Genomic DNA, 13,825 nt, shown 5'->3' with positions numbered 1-13,825 from the left:
CCCTATGGCGTGCTGATAACCACTGATACCCGGCGGTTTTCAGCGCGCCCTTGCGCGGTACTGTTGCTCGCAATCGGGTATTTTTTGCCTAATCCCCGGGTGGTGAGATTCTCGCGCGGGATATTCGCTCCCTTCGCCCATGCGTCGGCAACGGCATTGGCACGTTTTAACGACAGCGCTTCGTTGTAACTTTCTTCGCCGTAATTATCCGTATGACCATCCATTCGAGCGTGATTCAGGCCGGTTTTCGCCAGACGAGAGGCCATGGATTGGATCTGTGTTTCACTTTCGGAACGGAGTCTGGCGTCATTTTTATCAAACAGAATGGTATCCGATAATCCCAGGGACCAGTCGCCGTTCAGTTCGTTAAAACCGTAGGACTTCATCGCTGCAATTTGTTCTGGCGTGAATTTACCTTCAGGCGGCGACTGACAGCCTGCCAGAACCAGTGAGGCCAGGACTAACGGCGCGAAGTATCGTTTTAACATAGTATATCCTTTCTAACTTATTGTTTTTGTACGCTGGTTTTTGACCTGGTACATATTGCGGTCGGCTTTTTCCAGTAATGCTTCAACGGACGCATTTTCCCACGCCAGAGCAAAGCCAATGCTGAGTGACATCGATGCTTTTTGTCCGTTATGCAGATCAAACGGACGGATAAACTGCTGCGATAACGCAGCACAAATGTGTTGAACTTCAAGCTCAGAATGAACGCCGTACAGCACCATGGCAAATTCGTCACCGCCAAGGCGATAGGACTGATGGCGCTTATCGCCAAATTCCACCATCCTGCTAGCGACTTCAATCAGCACGCAGTCTCCTGCCGCGTGTCCCCAGGTGTCATTGATAAACTTAAAATTATCACCATCAAGGAAGAGCAGGGCCGAATTTATTCTCGCCGAAGGGTCGTTCATCAGTGCCGCAATGCTGTTACGAAACGCTGCGCGGTTAGCAAGGCCGGTGAGCGGATCGTGCATGGCGGTACGCAATAGTTGGGCATTTTTCGCCTGAAGCTTAAGCTGCCACTCCTCCATCTCATCCAGGAGGCTGTTGAAGTCTTCACCAAACTGGTGGAACTCTTCGATACGCCCATCTTTCACCCGTCGGGAGAAATTACGGTTTGTGCGGACGTCATGCACCACATCGGTGATGTTTTGCAGGGCCGTGACCATGCCGTGATGCAGAGAGTGGGTAATGGCGATCGCGACGACGGTGGCAAAAAGAATACAGCCGGTAAGAACGGCAAACGACATCCAGATGAAGTGGCTAATCAGGCTGTCACGCGCGGTAAGGCGAATTTCGCCGATCATCGAACCGTTATGCATGATTGGCTGTGCAATCGGTACAGGGAAAAGCCAGCGGCTGACCAGCGCCCCCAGCGTGTCGTTATTATCCTTCGGATTCCAGGACCAGTATGCAAAACGCTTTTTGTGTACGTTAATGACTTCTGCTACGGCAAACTGCCCCTGCTTACCCAGGGCTGCGAGGGTTTCGTTGGCGGCCAACGAATCGTTGAAAACCAGAGAGGCTTCAAGACTGTGGCTCATGGTGGCGCCGGTTAATTCGAGATTCTTTTGCGCGTATTGTTTTAACGTCACGACGGAAGCAAAACAGAGTAACAGCCATATAAGCGTCATCGTGATGATGACGCTTATCATGCTGTTTCGCCTCAGCGTTCTTTTAAACGTTGGGCGTGGCGTCGAGGTGAAATCTTTATCCATGCTGCTTATTCCGTGCAAGCATTAATACATCGGGATTGACCCTGACACCACTGCGCGACAATGCATCCAGATTGACGGAAAACCGCACCTGGCCACGTTCGATTATCAGGCAAAAAGCACTGCCAATAACACATTCCGGATTTTGCTCTGAGATTAATAGCAATGCTCTGCCCTGATATTGACTTATTAATTCAAGTTGTTTTGCCGGCGGTTCAGACCCGAAATAAACAGCATCGCACGTCGCGTCCAGGGCTTCCCGATCGTTACGGACAATAACGGGAGTGTAGGGTAACTCGGTATGCCCTTCATTGCCGCTGAGAGCGTGCGTGTAGTGAGAGGTGGCATAAATGCAAAGCCTGGGCTGTCCGGAAAGTGACGGCCATCGCGTATAGCTCACAATCCCCGAGACAATCGAACGTACCGATTTATCCGTCTCCGTGAGCGCGCCTGCCGTCGCCGGGCCCACCATAAGAAACAGCATTAACACCAGAGTGAGTCGGAACAAAGAGATCAAGTATGAATTTCTCACCAGAATCCGCCGTACCGCTCCGGAAATAGATGTCCTTAAGAGATGCGGGCAGAATACCATTGTTTGTCTGAGCCGTCATTATGTCAGAAATAGCCTTCGGCTGACCTAAGCTAAATCCTACAGTGGTTTATTTTCCAGGGGATAAACACAGACTTAATTAAGTCTGCTGGAACGCATACTTTCGTCCATTCCTTTTTGCCATGACGCACGGAGTTTCACAGCATTTTCAACACTATCACAACTGGCTGGATAAGATTTGCCCGCTAATCCCCAGGCATGAATAAAACCCTCTCCGCATACTTTCTTCTGACCATCAGCGTAGCCGCGGAGATATTCGCTACGATCAACATCAGGGTCATTAAAACTATCGGCCAGGGTCTGGTTATCTTTAACCACCAGGCCATTCATGGCGTCTTCTTTTCCTGCACTGAACCAGTCCGGACTCGTCCAGTGGGGCTGAAAAGTGTAAGGATTAATCTGGCAGCCCGATAAAAACAGCAACAACAGCACCAGAGCAATTGAGCGCATAGCAATTCTCCTTTTTTCTTCAGCATAGCCTGGCGGAAGAAAAGCGGGGTGTAATTTAAAGTTTACGTATTTAACGGCTGTTTTTTGCTAGTAATTAGCTTATGTAAATTAATATTTACGGATTTTGGATTGAAATCTTTACTTGTTGTGGTATCGTTGCTTCACCTCATCGAGGATAACAACTATCGCAAACGAGCATTACAGGATCGCCATCATGCAAAAAGACGCGCTGAACAACGTACATATCACTGACGAACAGGTTTTAATTACCCCGGATCAACTGAAAGCAGCATTCCCGCTGAGTGCCGCGCAGGAGGCTCAAATTGAGCACTCTCGCCAGACCATTTCTGACATTATCGCGGGTCGCGATCCGCGCCTGCTGGTGGTCTGTGGTCCTTGCTCTATTCACGATCCTGAAACCGCCATTGAGTACGCTCATCGATTTAAAGCATTAGCGGAGGAGGTCAGCGATAGCCTCTATCTGGTGATGCGCGTCTATTTTGAGAAGCCACGCACGACCGTTGGCTGGAAAGGGTTGATTAACGATCCGCACATGGATGGCTCGTTTGATGTGGAAGCAGGGCTGAAGATTGCGCGTCGCCTGCTGGTGGAGCTGGTTAGCATGGGGCTGCCGCTGGCAACCGAAGCGCTTGATCCGAATAGCCCGCAATACCTGGGCGATCTGTTCAGCTGGTCTGCGATTGGTGCGCGGACGACGGAATCGCAAACCCACCGCGAGATGGCGTCTGGTCTGTCGATGCCGGTTGGTTTTAAAAACGGTACCGATGGCAGTCTGGCGACGGCGATCAACGCTATGCGCGCCGCCGCAATGCCGCACCGTTTTGTGGGTATCAACCAGGCGGGCCAGGTGTGCCTCCTGCAAACTCAGGGTAACCCGGACGGTCATGTGATCCTGCGCGGCGGTAAAGCGCCAAACTACAGCCCGGCAGATGTGGCGCAGTGTGAAAAAGAGATGGAGCAGGCGGGACTGCGCCCGGCACTGATGGTAGATTGCAGTCATGGTAATTCGAATAAAGATTATCGTCGCCAGCCCGCGGTTGCCGAATCCGTGGTCGCACAGATCAAAGACGGCAACCGTTCGATTATCGGTCTGATGATTGAGAGCAACATTCATGAAGGTAATCAGTCATCTGAACAACCGCGCAGTGCGATGAAGCACGGCGTCTCCGTGACGGATGCCTGCATCAGCTGGGAAACCACCGATGCGCTGCTGCGTGAGATCCATAAAGATTTAAATGGCCAGCTGGCGACGCGTCTGGCTTAAGAGGTTAGCTATGGTTGCTGAATTGACCGCATTACGCGATCAAATTGATGAAGTGGACAAGGCGCTGCTGGATCTGCTGGCGCGACGTATGGCACTGGTTGCTGAAGTCGGTGAAGTAAAAAGTAAATACGGCCTGCCGATTTACGTTCCGGAGCGCGAAGCCTCAATGCTGGCTTCCCGTCGTAAAGAGGCCCAGTCGCTGGGTGTTTCGCCGGATTTGATTGAAGATGTGCTGCGTCGCGTAATGCGCGAATCCTATTCCAGCGAAAACGACAAAGGCTTCAAAACCCTCTGTCCGTCCCTGCGTCCGGTGGTGATTGTCGGCGGCGGCGGGCAGATGGGGCGTCTGTTTGAAAAAATGCTGACGCTTTCTGGCTACCAGGTGCGCATTCTGGAGAAAGAGGACTGGGCCCAGGCGCCAGAACTGATGAAAGACGCGGGAATGGTTATCGTCAGCGTGCCGATCCACGTGACGGAGCAGATCATCGGAAAACTTCCGCCTTTACCGCAGGATTGCATCCTGGTGGACCTTGCTTCTGTCAAAAATGGTCCGCTGCAGGCAATGCTGGCCGCGCATACGGGTCCGGTACTGGGTTTGCACCCGATGTTTGGCCCGGACAGCGGCAGCCTGGCGAAGCAAGTGGTGGTTTACTGCGACGGGCGTCAGCCGGAAGCCTATCAGTGGTTCCTCGAACAGATTCAGGTATGGGGCGCACGACTGCACCGCATCAGCGCGGTCGAGCACGATCAGAACATGGCGTTTATTCAGGCACTGCGCCACTTTGCGACCTTTGCCTACGGTCTGCATCTGGCGGAAGAGAACGTGCAGCTTGAACAGCTGCTGGCGCTCTCATCACCGATCTATCGTCTGGAACTGGCGATGGTTGGACGTCTGTTTGCGCAGGATCCCCAGCTTTACGCCGACATTATTATGTCGTCCGAAAATAATCTGGCACTGATCAAACGTTACTATCAGCGCTTTGGCGAAGCCATTACGCTGCTGGAGCATGGCGACAAGCAGGCGTTTATCGACAGTTTCCGTAAAGTGGAGCATTGGTTCGGTGATTACGCCACGCGTTTCCAGAGCGAGAGCCGCACGCTGTTGCGCCAGGCAAATGACAGTCGCCAGTGATCCGATCATGTATATACTGAAAGCCAGCATTGCTGGCTTTTTTCATTTTGGGGAACTGTCATGGCTGAACCGCAGCTGCTGTTGAATTACACCGGGCACCTGCCTGAGTGTCCGACATGGAGCGCTGAAGAGCATGCGCTCTACTGGGCCGATATCCTGGAAGGCGAAATCCACCGATATCATCTGCCAACGGCAGAACACACCGTGCTCTCTTTCCATGAGGAAGTGGGCTGTTTTGCGTTGCGTGAACGCGGCGGGTTTATCGTGGCCATGCGCAATGGCATCTGGCTTGCCGATAAGCATGGCCTCCTGCAGCGTAAGGTGTGCGATAACCCCTCTAACCCACAGCTGGCGCGTTTTAATGACGGGGGAACCGATAGTATGGGGCGTTTCTATGCGGGGACGTTCTGGGGGCCGGGGGATTACAACGGCGCGTTGCTGATGCGTATCGACAACGATCTGACACCGAAAGTAATCCAGTGTGATATTCACGGGCATAACGGCTTAGCGTTTAGTCCGGATAAGCGGTGGATGTATACCTCCGATACGCCCAATGGGGTGATCTATCGCACTCCGGTTGATCAGCAGGGTGAACCCGGCAGACGTGAGATCTTTCGTCAATTTAAAGAGGGCGAAGGGATACCGGACGGCGCGGCAGTCGATGTGGAAGGCTGCTACTGGAGCGCACTGTTTGACGGCTGGCGTATCGCGCGTTTTTCACCGCAAGGGGAGCAGCTGGAAGAGTATCGCTTGCCTGTACGTTGCCCGACGATGGTCTGCTTTGGCGGCGATGATATGAAAACGCTGTTCATTACGACCACGCGGGAAAATATGGATGCAGAAGAGGTGGCTGAGTATCCGCTCTCCGGCGCCATCTTCACCCTGCCCGTAAATGTGGCAGGGATGAAGAAAAGTCGCTTTATCGAACGTTAGCTTGGATCGACAGGCACGACGTTTTCGCTCGGATAGCAGCCAAGCACTTTCATGGAACGGGTAATCTCACCCAGTTCACGCAGGGCCTTCTGCATGGCGGCAGACTCCAGGTTGGCCTGGATATCGAGATAAAACATCTCTTCCCACGGGTTACCGTGAATTGGACGCGATTCCAGTTTGGTCATGATCAGGTTGTGGTTGCGCAGCACCAGCAGGGCTTCAACCAGTGCACCCGCCTGTTGTCCGGTCGCCATCAGCAGCGTGGTTTTCGCTGGAACCTGGTCTGACACATTGATGGACTTACGCGCCAGCACCACGAAACGGGTAATATTTTGCGTCTGGTTTGCCAGGTTGCGCTCCAGCACCTGTAAGCCATACAACGCGCCACCCGCCTCGCTACCGAGTGCAGCGACGGCTGGCGAGTTAGCCTGCGCCACTTTTTCCATTGCCGCGGAGGTGCTTTCGGTGTACTCGATTTTCCAGCTCGGATAGCGGTTCAGGAACTGGCTGCACTGCTGGAACGGCTGGGGATGACTGTAGACGGTTTCTATCTTGCTCAGATCGGTTGAGCCGGAGACCAGCACGCAGTGATCGATAGGGATCGTCAGCTCGCCAACCAGCGACAGGCTGGTGTGCTGCAGCAAATCGTAAACGTCGTTGATGGCACCCGAACTGGTGTTTTCAATGGGCACGACGGCGTAATCCGCCTGGCCGGTCTCGACCTGGTTAAAGATATCGGCAAATTTTGCGCAGCCGCTCTCAATAAATTCTTCGAAATGGCGAGCGGCATATTGACGTGCGGCCAGGTGAGAGTAAGAGCCTTTCGGGCCGAGGAAGGCGATACGCGCAGAATGCGGGTTAGTTTTGTTCAGATGCTGCTGGAGCAGCGCTTGCTGAGTGAGAACGGAGTCTTCAATGATGAGCTGGAACAACCGGGTGATGTAATGGGCATCGAGGTGGTGCGCTTTGCCGAGCTGGATCAGACGTTCCAGCAGATCGCGTTCGCGGTCAATATCACGTACCGGACGATGGGAGTCCAGTTTGGCTTTCCCTACTTCAACGGCGAGCATGCGACGTTCGGCCAGCAGTGCCAGTAATTTCTCATCCAGCGCGCTGATTTTTACGCGCAGGTCCAGTAACGGGTTTTCCGGTGTCATAGTGTCGCCTGTCTCATTTTATCGTTATCAATAAAAAAGGCCCCCCGGTGTGGGAGGCCTTGTTGTTCGTCTTCGCATTCTTTATCACACGACGAAACGCCTCCCGGTCAGGGGAAGGTAAAAAAGAATGCGAAGAAGAACGGCGTAAGTTTCATAACATCATCCTGTGATTGATACCGTTAAAGTACCTGTACTGTTTTCACCCTGTCAATAAAAAACGCGCCCGAAGGCGCGTTGGCGGTACACTCAATTTAAAGGATTACTCTTCTTCAACTTCTTCCGCGAAGCTGGCGTCTTTCACCGAGGATGCGGCGCGACGGGCTTCACCTTTGTGTTGCACTTTATTGAGCTGCCGTTCCAGCTTGTTGATCAAATCGTTAATAGCCGTGTACATATCTTCATGTTTTGCGCTGGCGACCAGATGGCCGTTTGGAGTATTGATAGTTGCGTCAGCGATGAAACCCTGTGGCTCCTTAGACAGAATGATATGCGGGTTAATCAGGTGAGTTTGCCATTTATCCAGTTTGGCGAGACGGTCTGCGACGTGCTGGCGAATTGCCGGAGTAATTTCCATTTGTTTACTGGTAATGTTCATTGTCATAAATTTTACCTCTTGTCTTTCCGTCTTGGTGATTCCAGCATACCCGACCTAATGTCAAAATGTGTGATTTAGATCACGTTATTTTGTCGGTTTTTGTCAGGGAATCTTTTTTGTGAGGCAGGGCAGGAAGAGGTGAGATTTACCTTGTGGAAGGCAAAAATTGCGGTCATAGTTGACGGGATGAGTTGAGATAAAGCGCTTCAGCGAATATCAGAAATAGATACAAAAACGGCAGCCTTAGGGCTGCCGTTTTGCATTGAAGCACTATCAGGTGTTGCTGCTATTCGCGGCGATAATTTTCGCCACTTTTTCAGCCTGAGTGGTCATCTGCATCTGACGGTAAGCATTTTCCATCAGCTTCAGGCCGTCACGCGTTGCCTGAGTATCCGGGTAATCACGCAGCATACCTTCTACGCGGTTAACCACGGCAACCCATGCGCCACGGCGGGTATAGTATTCCGCAACGGAGTATTCATACTTCGCCAGGCGATCTTTCAGGAACACCAGACGTTTGGTCGCGTCGGTCACGTACTGACTGTTTGGATAGCCGCGCACCAGTTTGGAGAAGTCATTGAAGGCATCACGCGCATGCTGGGGATCACGATCGGAACGATCCACGCCGAAGAAGCCCTGCAGAGCACTGTCATCCAGCGCCATGTTGGTAAGACCGCGCATATACATGACGTAATCGATGTTAGGATGAGTCGGATTCAGACGCATGAAACGATCGATAGTTGCCTGAGCCAGCGGCAGGTCGGCATTTTTGTAGTAGGCGTAGATAAGATCTAACTGTACCTGCTGCGAATACGGACCAAATGGATAGCGATTATCCAACGCTTCCAGTTGCGTTATCGCCTGTTTCCAGTTACCGTCCTGCAACTTTTGTTGTGCAGTCGCATAGATTTCATTCGGCGGATTGTCAGGGACCTGTTCATTCGAACCGGAGCAGCCCACCAAAGCCAGGCTCAACGTGGCCGCTGCCACCAGATATTTCATGCGCGTCATGACGTTTTGACTTTCCTCAAATGTTTGTCCGGGAGAAACTCTGTTCCTGCTCCCGATTAAGACCAGCTACAATAGCACACTATATTAAACGGCAAAGCCGTAAAACCCAACGTTAAACAAAGAAGCAGTTTATGGCACAACGAGTAGAACTCACCGCAACAGTCTCCGAAAATCAGCTCGGTCAACGCTTAGATCAGGCTTTGGCCGAATTGTTCCCTGATTATTCGCGTTCACGCATAAAAGAATGGATCCTTGACCAGCGCGTGCTGGTAAACGGCAAGATCTGGGACAAACCAAAAGAGAAAGTGTTTGGTGGGGAAGCTGTTGCCATCAATGCTGAAATCGAAGAGGAAATCCGCTTCGAGCCGCAGGATATCCCATTGGACATCGTCTATGAAGATGATGACATTCTGGTAATCAACAAGCCGCGCGACCTGGTTGTTCATCCGGGGGCGGGGAATCCTGACGGTACGGTACTTAATGCACTTCTCCATTACTATCCGCCGATTGCTGATGTCCCGCGCGCGGGTATCGTTCACCGTCTGGATAAAGACACCACCGGTCTGATGGTCGTGGCAAAGACCGTTCCTGCTCAGACCCGTCTGGTGGAATCACTGCAGCTGCGCGAAATTACCCGTGAATACGAAGCGGTAGCCATTGGCCACATGACCGCTGGCGGCACGGTAGAAGAACCGATTAGCCGTCACCCGACTAAACGCACTCATATGTCGGTGCACCCGATGGGGAAACCAGCGGTGACGCACTATCGCATTATGGAGCACTTCCGTATTCATACGCGCCTGCGCCTGCGCCTGGAAACCGGTCGTACGCACCAGATCCGTGTTCATATGGCCCACATTACCCATCCGCTGGTGGGGGATCAGGTATACGGTGGTCGTCCGCGTCCGCCAAAAGGCGCATCGGATGAGTTCATCAGCGTACTGCGCAAGTTCGATCGTCAGGCGCTGCACGCGACCATGCTGCGTCTCTATCACCCCATCACCGGTATTCAGATGGAGTGGCATGCGCCTCTCCCACAGGATATGGTGGAACTGATTGACGCCATGCGTGCTGATTTCGAAGAACATAAGGACCATGTGGACTGGTTATGACCAAACTGATTGTCCCGGAGTGGCCACAACCTGAAGGCGTGGCCGCCTGCAGCTCAACCCGTACTGGCGGAGTCAGCCAGGGCGCGTGGGAGTCGTTGAATCTCGGCGCACACTGTGGCGATAACCTGGATCATGTAGAAGAGAACCGCAGGCGTCTGTTTGCTGCGGGGAATCTGCCTTCGAAACCGGTCTGGCTGGAACAGGTTCATGGTAAAGCGGTGCTGAAGCTGACGGGAGAACCTTACGCTTCTAAACGCGCAGACGCCTCTTACAGCAATACTCCGGGCACGGTTTGTGCCGTTATGACCGCCGATTGTCTGCCGGTTTTGTTCTGTAACCGGGCAGGTACTGAAGTGGCTGCCGCGCATGCAGGCTGGCGTGGATTGTGTGAGGGCGTGCTGGAAGAGACCGTCGCCTGCTTTAACGATGATTCCGCCAATATCATGGCCTGGCTGGGTCCGGCGATTGGCCCTCGTGCTTTTGAAGTGGGGCCGGAAGTTCGCGAAGCATTCATGGAAAAAGATCCGCAAGCCGCTGAGGCTTTTCAGCCTTCCGGTGAAAAATATCTGGCAGATATTTACCAGCTTGCCCGTCAGCGCCTGAATAGCGTCGGTGTCACGCAGATCTTCGGCGGAGATCGCTGTACTTTCACCGAAAAGGGTGATTTTTTCTCTTATCGCCGCGACAAGACTACGGGTCGTATGGCAAGTTTTATTTGGCTGATATAACCTAAAGAATCAAGACGATCCGGAACGTGCCGTTTTCTTTTCACATAATTCAGATCATTAACCTTGAATAATTGAGGGATGACCTCATTTAATCTCCAGTAGCAAATTTGACCTGTTTATGGGAGGAGTTATGCGTCTGGATCGTCTTACTAATAAATTCCAGCTTGCTCTTGCCGATGCCCAGTCGCTCGCGCTGGGGCACGACAACCAATTCATCGAACCTCTTCATTTAATGAGCGCCTTGCTGAATCAGGAAGGGGGATCGGTACGTCCTTTATTAACGTCTGCTGGCATTAATGCTGGCCAGTTACGCACCGCTATCGATCAGGCACTGAGCCGTTTACCGCAGGTAGAAGGTACCGGCGGTGATGTTCAGCCGTCTCAGGATCTGGTGCGCGTGCTGAACCTTTGCGACAAGCTGGCGCAAAAACGTGGGGACAACTTTATTTCGTCAGAGCTGTTTGTTCTGGCGGCGCTTGAATCACGCGGTACCTTAACCGACCTGCTGAAATCTGCCGGTGCAACCACCGCCAATGTGACTCAGGCGATTGAGAAAATGCGCGGAGGTGAAAGCGTGAACGATCAGGGAGCCGAAGACCAACGTCAGGCTTTGAAGAAATTTACGGTCGATCTGACCGAGCGTGCTGAGCAGGGCAAACTTGACCCGGTCATCGGCCGTGACGAAGAGATCCGCCGTACGATTCAGGTATTGCAGCGTCGTACCAAGAACAACCCGGTTCTGATTGGTGAGCCCGGTGTGGGTAAAACCGCCATTGTTGAAGGGCTGGCGCAGCGTATCGTAAACGGTGAAGTGCCGGAAGGGCTGAAAGGTCGCCGCGTGCTGGCACTGGATATGGGGGCGCTGGTGGCCGGGGCGAAATACCGCGGTGAGTTTGAAGAGCGTCTGAAAGGTGTGCTTAACGACCTGGCTAAACAGGAAGGCAACGTCATTCTGTTTATTGACGAACTGCACACCATGGTGGGGGCCGGTAAGGCCGACGGCGCGATGGATGCCGGGAACATGCTGAAACCAGCCCTGGCACGTGGTGAACTGCATTGCGTTGGCGCCACGACGCTGGATGAGTACCGCCAGTACATTGAGAAAGATGCTGCTCTGGAACGTCGTTTCCAGAAAGTGTTTGTTGCCGAGCCAAGCGTTGAAGATACCATCGCGATTTTGCGTGGTCTGAAAGAACGTTATGAGCTGCATCACCATGTGCAAATCACCGACCCGGCGATTGTGGCGGCGGCGACGCTTTCGCACCGTTATATTGCTGACCGCCAGTTGCCGGATAAAGCGATCGACCTGATTGATGAAGCGGCGTCGAGCATTCGTATGCAGATTGACTCGAAACCGGAAGAGCTGGACAGGCTCGACCGTCGTATCATTCAGCTCAAGCTGGAACAGCAGGCGCTGAAGAAAGAGTCTGATGAAGCCAGTAAGAAACGCCTCGATATGCTCAACGAAGAACTGGACGACAAAGAGCGTCAGTATTCTGAGCTGGAAGAAGAGTGGAAAGCCGAGAAAGCTTCACTGTCTGGCACGCAGACCATTAAAGCGGAACTTGAGCAGGCGAAAATCGCCATCGAACAGGCTCGCCGCGTGGGCGATCTGGCGCGAATGTCCGAGTTGCAGTACGGCAAAATCCCTGAGCTGGAAAAACAGCTTGAGATCGCCACGCAGTCAGAAGGCAAAACCATGCGTCTGTTACGTAATAAAGTGACGGATGCAGAAATTGCGGAAGTGCTGGCCCGCTGGACCGGTATTCCGGTGGCGCGCATGATGGAAAGCGAACGCGATAAACTGCTGCGTATGGAGCAGGATCTGCATCAGCGCGTGATCGGTCAGGACGAGGCGGTTGAGGCCGTCTCCAATGCCATCCGCCGTAGCCGTGCGGGGCTGTCCGATCCTAATCGCCCGATTGGTTCGTTCCTGTTCCTGGGGCCGACCGGTGTCGGTAAGACCGAGCTGTGCAAAGCACTGGCTAACTTTATGTTCGATAGCGACGATGCGATGGTGCGCATCGACATGTCCGAGTTTATGGAAAAACACTCCGTCTCGCGTCTGGTCGGGGCGCCTCCGGGATATGTCGGTTATGAAGAAGGTGGCTATCTGACAGAAGCGGTGCGTCGCCGTCCTTATTCCGTCATTCTGCTGGATGAGGTGGAAAAAGCGCACCCGGATGTGTTCAACATTCTGCTTCAGGTGCTGGATGATGGCCGTCTGACTGACGGGCAGGGGAGAACGGTCGACTTCCGTAATACGGTCGTCATTATGACATCGAACCTGGGTTCTGATTTGATTCAGGAACGTTTCGGTGAGCTGGACTACGGCCATATGAAGGATCTGGTGATGGGGGTTGTCAGCCATAGCTTCCGTCCAGAGTTCATCAACCGTATTGATGAAGTGGTGGTGTTCCATCCTCTGGGTGAGAAACACATTGCGTCGATTGCGCAGATCCAGCTGCAGCGTCTGTACAAACGTCTGGAAGAGCGTGGATATGAAATTCACATCTCTGACGATGCGCTGAAACTGCTGAGCGAGAACGGTTATGATCCAGTGTATGGTGCGCGTCCGTTGAAACGTGCTATCCAGCAGCAGATCGAAAACCCGCTGGCGCAGCAGATCCTGTCCGGGGAGCTGATTCCGGGCAAAGTTATCCGTCTGGAAGCCAACGACGATCGCATTGTGGCAGTGCAGTAAGTCACAAAACGCAAAAACGAGCCGCTTGCGGCTCGTTTTTGTTTAAAAACCAGGCGAGAATTGAGGTCTGGGAAGTGTTTTGCCTGGAAAGTGAGCAGTCAGTAAATAATTTTCACTTTATCCTTGCAGGTTCGGAATTACTCCCTATAATGCGCCTCCACTGACACGGAACAACGGCACATACGCCGCCGGGTCAGCAGAGAAAAGCAAAATAAACGCTTGACTCTGAAAGAGGGAAGCGTAATATACGCCACCTCGCAACGGTGAGCGAAAGCCGCGTTGCACTGCTCTTTAACAATTTATCAGACAATCTGTGTGGGCACTCAAAGTGACATGGATTCTTAATGTCTTCGGACAATAAATGAATACCAAGTCTCTGAGTGAACATAC

14 protein-coding genes and 1 other annotated feature are annotated in these 13,825 nt (G+C 52.7%); of the genes, 6 read left to right on the top strand and 8 right to left on the bottom strand.

The window, feature by feature from the left end; genetic code table 11:
* Positions 1–2: 2 nt before the first annotated feature.
* The 4 genes from ACOTY9_RS11135 to ACOTY9_RS11120 all read right to left on the bottom strand — a co-directional run bounded on the left by ACOTY9_RS11135 (position 3) and on the right by ACOTY9_RS11120 (position 2,778).
* Positions 3–488, bottom strand: a complete 486-nt coding sequence (locus ACOTY9_RS11135) for an OmpA family protein (RefSeq protein ID WP_023331110.1) — start codon at positions 486–488, stop codon at positions 3–5.
* A gap of 12 nt (positions 489–500) precedes the next feature.
* Positions 501–1,721: a diguanylate cyclase DgcN gene (gene dgcN / locus ACOTY9_RS11130; RefSeq protein ID WP_014884873.1), complete on the bottom strand. Its 1,221-nt coding sequence runs from the start codon at positions 1,719–1,721 to the stop codon at positions 501–503.
* Positions 1,714–2,202, bottom strand: coding sequence for a YfiR family protein (locus tag ACOTY9_RS11125; protein WP_072093817.1), 489 nt, complete (start codon positions 2,200–2,202; stop codon positions 1,714–1,716). The genes dgcN and ACOTY9_RS11125 overlap by 8 nt, the downstream gene beginning before the upstream one ends.
* A gap of 201 nt (positions 2,203–2,403) precedes the next feature.
* Positions 2,404–2,778 (bottom strand): DUF2799 domain-containing protein, encoded by a 375-nt coding sequence (locus tag ACOTY9_RS11120; RefSeq protein ID WP_348565841.1) that lies wholly within the window; start codon positions 2,776–2,778, stop codon positions 2,404–2,406.
* 214 nt (positions 2,779–2,992) lie between these two features.
* Here ACOTY9_RS11120 and aroF point away from each other — a divergent pair, with 214 nt between their 5' ends.
* The 3 genes from aroF to ACOTY9_RS11105 are packed head-to-tail and all read left to right on the top strand — an operon-like array spanning position 2,993 to position 6,128.
* Positions 2,993–4,063, top strand: a complete 1,071-nt coding sequence (gene aroF, locus ACOTY9_RS11115) for a 3-deoxy-7-phosphoheptulonate synthase AroF (RefSeq protein ID WP_014884870.1) — start codon at positions 2,993–2,995, stop codon at positions 4,061–4,063.
* 10 nt (positions 4,064–4,073) lie between these two features.
* The gene (tyrA, locus tag ACOTY9_RS11110; RefSeq protein ID WP_023337646.1) at positions 4,074–5,195 is read left to right on the top strand and encodes a bifunctional chorismate mutase/prephenate dehydrogenase; all 1,122 of its coding nucleotides are present in this window, start codon (positions 4,074–4,076) and stop codon (positions 5,193–5,195) included.
* Between the two features lie 60 nt (positions 5,196–5,255).
* Positions 5,256–6,128, top strand: a complete 873-nt coding sequence (locus tag ACOTY9_RS11105) for an SMP-30/gluconolactonase/LRE family protein (RefSeq protein ID WP_047027844.1) — start codon at positions 5,256–5,258, stop codon at positions 6,126–6,128.
* On the opposite strand, the gene pheA is transcribed toward ACOTY9_RS11105, so the two are convergent.
* The 4 genes from pheA to bamD all read right to left on the bottom strand — a co-directional run bounded on the left by pheA (position 6,125) and on the right by bamD (position 8,891).
* Entirely contained in the window at positions 6,125–7,285 is a 1,161-nt protein-coding gene (gene pheA / locus ACOTY9_RS11100; protein ID WP_348565840.1) for a bifunctional chorismate mutase/prephenate dehydratase, read from the bottom strand. The two genes, ACOTY9_RS11105 and pheA, sit on opposite strands and share 4 nt — an antisense overlap.
* Before the next feature lie 30 nt (positions 7,286–7,315).
* Positions 7,316–7,441: a sequence feature (Phe leader region), on the bottom strand.
* Positions 7,393–7,440 (bottom strand): pheA operon leader peptide PheL, encoded by a 48-nt coding sequence (pheL, locus tag ACOTY9_RS11095; protein ID WP_100249759.1) that lies wholly within the window; start codon positions 7,438–7,440, stop codon positions 7,393–7,395. Its footprint overlaps the feature before it by 48 nt.
* Before the next feature lie 103 nt (positions 7,442–7,544).
* Positions 7,545–7,886: a ribosome-associated translation inhibitor RaiA gene (gene raiA, locus ACOTY9_RS11090; RefSeq protein ID WP_014884866.1), complete on the bottom strand. Its 342-nt coding sequence runs from the start codon at positions 7,884–7,886 to the stop codon at positions 7,545–7,547.
* A 267-nt stretch (positions 7,887–8,153) separates the two neighbouring features.
* The gene (bamD, locus tag ACOTY9_RS11085) at positions 8,154–8,891 is read right to left on the bottom strand and encodes an outer membrane protein assembly factor BamD (protein WP_014884865.1); all 738 of its coding nucleotides are present in this window, start codon (positions 8,889–8,891) and stop codon (positions 8,154–8,156) included.
* A gap of 131 nt (positions 8,892–9,022) precedes the next feature.
* Between bamD and rluD the strand changes: the two genes are divergently transcribed.
* From rluD to clpB, 3 genes are all read left to right on the top strand, one after another.
* Complete coding sequence (rluD, locus tag ACOTY9_RS11080; RefSeq protein WP_014884864.1) at positions 9,023–10,003, top strand: 23S rRNA pseudouridine(1911/1915/1917) synthase RluD; 981 nt, start codon at positions 9,023–9,025, stop codon at positions 10,001–10,003.
* The gene (gene yfiH, locus ACOTY9_RS11075; protein WP_348565839.1) at positions 10,000–10,731 is read left to right on the top strand and encodes a purine nucleoside phosphorylase YfiH; all 732 of its coding nucleotides are present in this window, start codon (positions 10,000–10,002) and stop codon (positions 10,729–10,731) included. The genes rluD and yfiH overlap by 4 nt, the downstream gene beginning before the upstream one ends.
* Before the next feature lie 130 nt (positions 10,732–10,861).
* The gene (gene clpB / locus ACOTY9_RS11070; RefSeq protein ID WP_014884862.1) at positions 10,862–13,435 is read left to right on the top strand and encodes an ATP-dependent chaperone ClpB; all 2,574 of its coding nucleotides are present in this window, start codon (positions 10,862–10,864) and stop codon (positions 13,433–13,435) included.
* Positions 13,436–13,825 lie beyond the last annotated feature (390 nt).

This window comes from Enterobacter cloacae complex sp. SHL012 (assembly GCF_049237505.1).
Lineage (GTDB): Bacteria > Pseudomonadota > Gammaproteobacteria > Enterobacterales > Enterobacteriaceae > Enterobacter > Enterobacter kobei.
The sequence above is the reverse complement of the archived record's forward strand: the minus strand, read 5'-3'. Positions and strand labels throughout refer to the sequence as shown.

Coding starts and splice junctions, on each gene's coding strand:
- clpB (WP_014884862.1), top strand. CDS start 10,862: ATGCGTCTGGATCGTCTTACTAATAAATTCCAGCTTGCTCTTGCCGAT.
- raiA (WP_014884866.1), bottom strand. CDS start 7,886: ATGACAATGAACATTACCAGTAAACAAATGGAAATTACTCCGGCAATT.
- ACOTY9_RS11105 (WP_047027844.1), top strand. CDS start 5,256: ATGGCTGAACCGCAGCTGCTGTTGAATTACACCGGGCACCTGCCTGAG.
- ACOTY9_RS11120 (WP_348565841.1), bottom strand. CDS start 2,778: ATGCGCTCAATTGCTCTGGTGCTGTTGTTGCTGTTTTTATCGGGCTGC.
- yfiH (WP_348565839.1), top strand. CDS start 10,000: ATGACCAAACTGATTGTCCCGGAGTGGCCACAACCTGAAGGCGTGGCC.
- ACOTY9_RS11125 (WP_072093817.1), bottom strand. CDS start 2,202: ATGCTGTTTCTTATGGTGGGCCCGGCGACGGCAGGCGCGCTCACGGAG.
- ACOTY9_RS11135 (WP_023331110.1), bottom strand. CDS start 488: ATGTTAAAACGATACTTCGCGCCGTTAGTCCTGGCCTCACTGGTTCTG.
- rluD (WP_014884864.1), top strand. CDS start 9,023: ATGGCACAACGAGTAGAACTCACCGCAACAGTCTCCGAAAATCAGCTC.
- bamD (WP_014884865.1), bottom strand. CDS start 8,891: ATGACGCGCATGAAATATCTGGTGGCAGCGGCCACGTTGAGCCTGGCT.
- tyrA (WP_023337646.1), top strand. CDS start 4,074: ATGGTTGCTGAATTGACCGCATTACGCGATCAAATTGATGAAGTGGAC.
- pheA (WP_348565840.1), bottom strand. CDS start 7,285: ATGACACCGGAAAACCCGTTACTGGACCTGCGCGTAAAAATCAGCGCG.
- aroF (WP_014884870.1), top strand. CDS start 2,993: ATGCAAAAAGACGCGCTGAACAACGTACATATCACTGACGAACAGGTT.
- dgcN (WP_014884873.1), bottom strand. CDS start 1,721: ATGGATAAAGATTTCACCTCGACGCCACGCCCAACGTTTAAAAGAACG.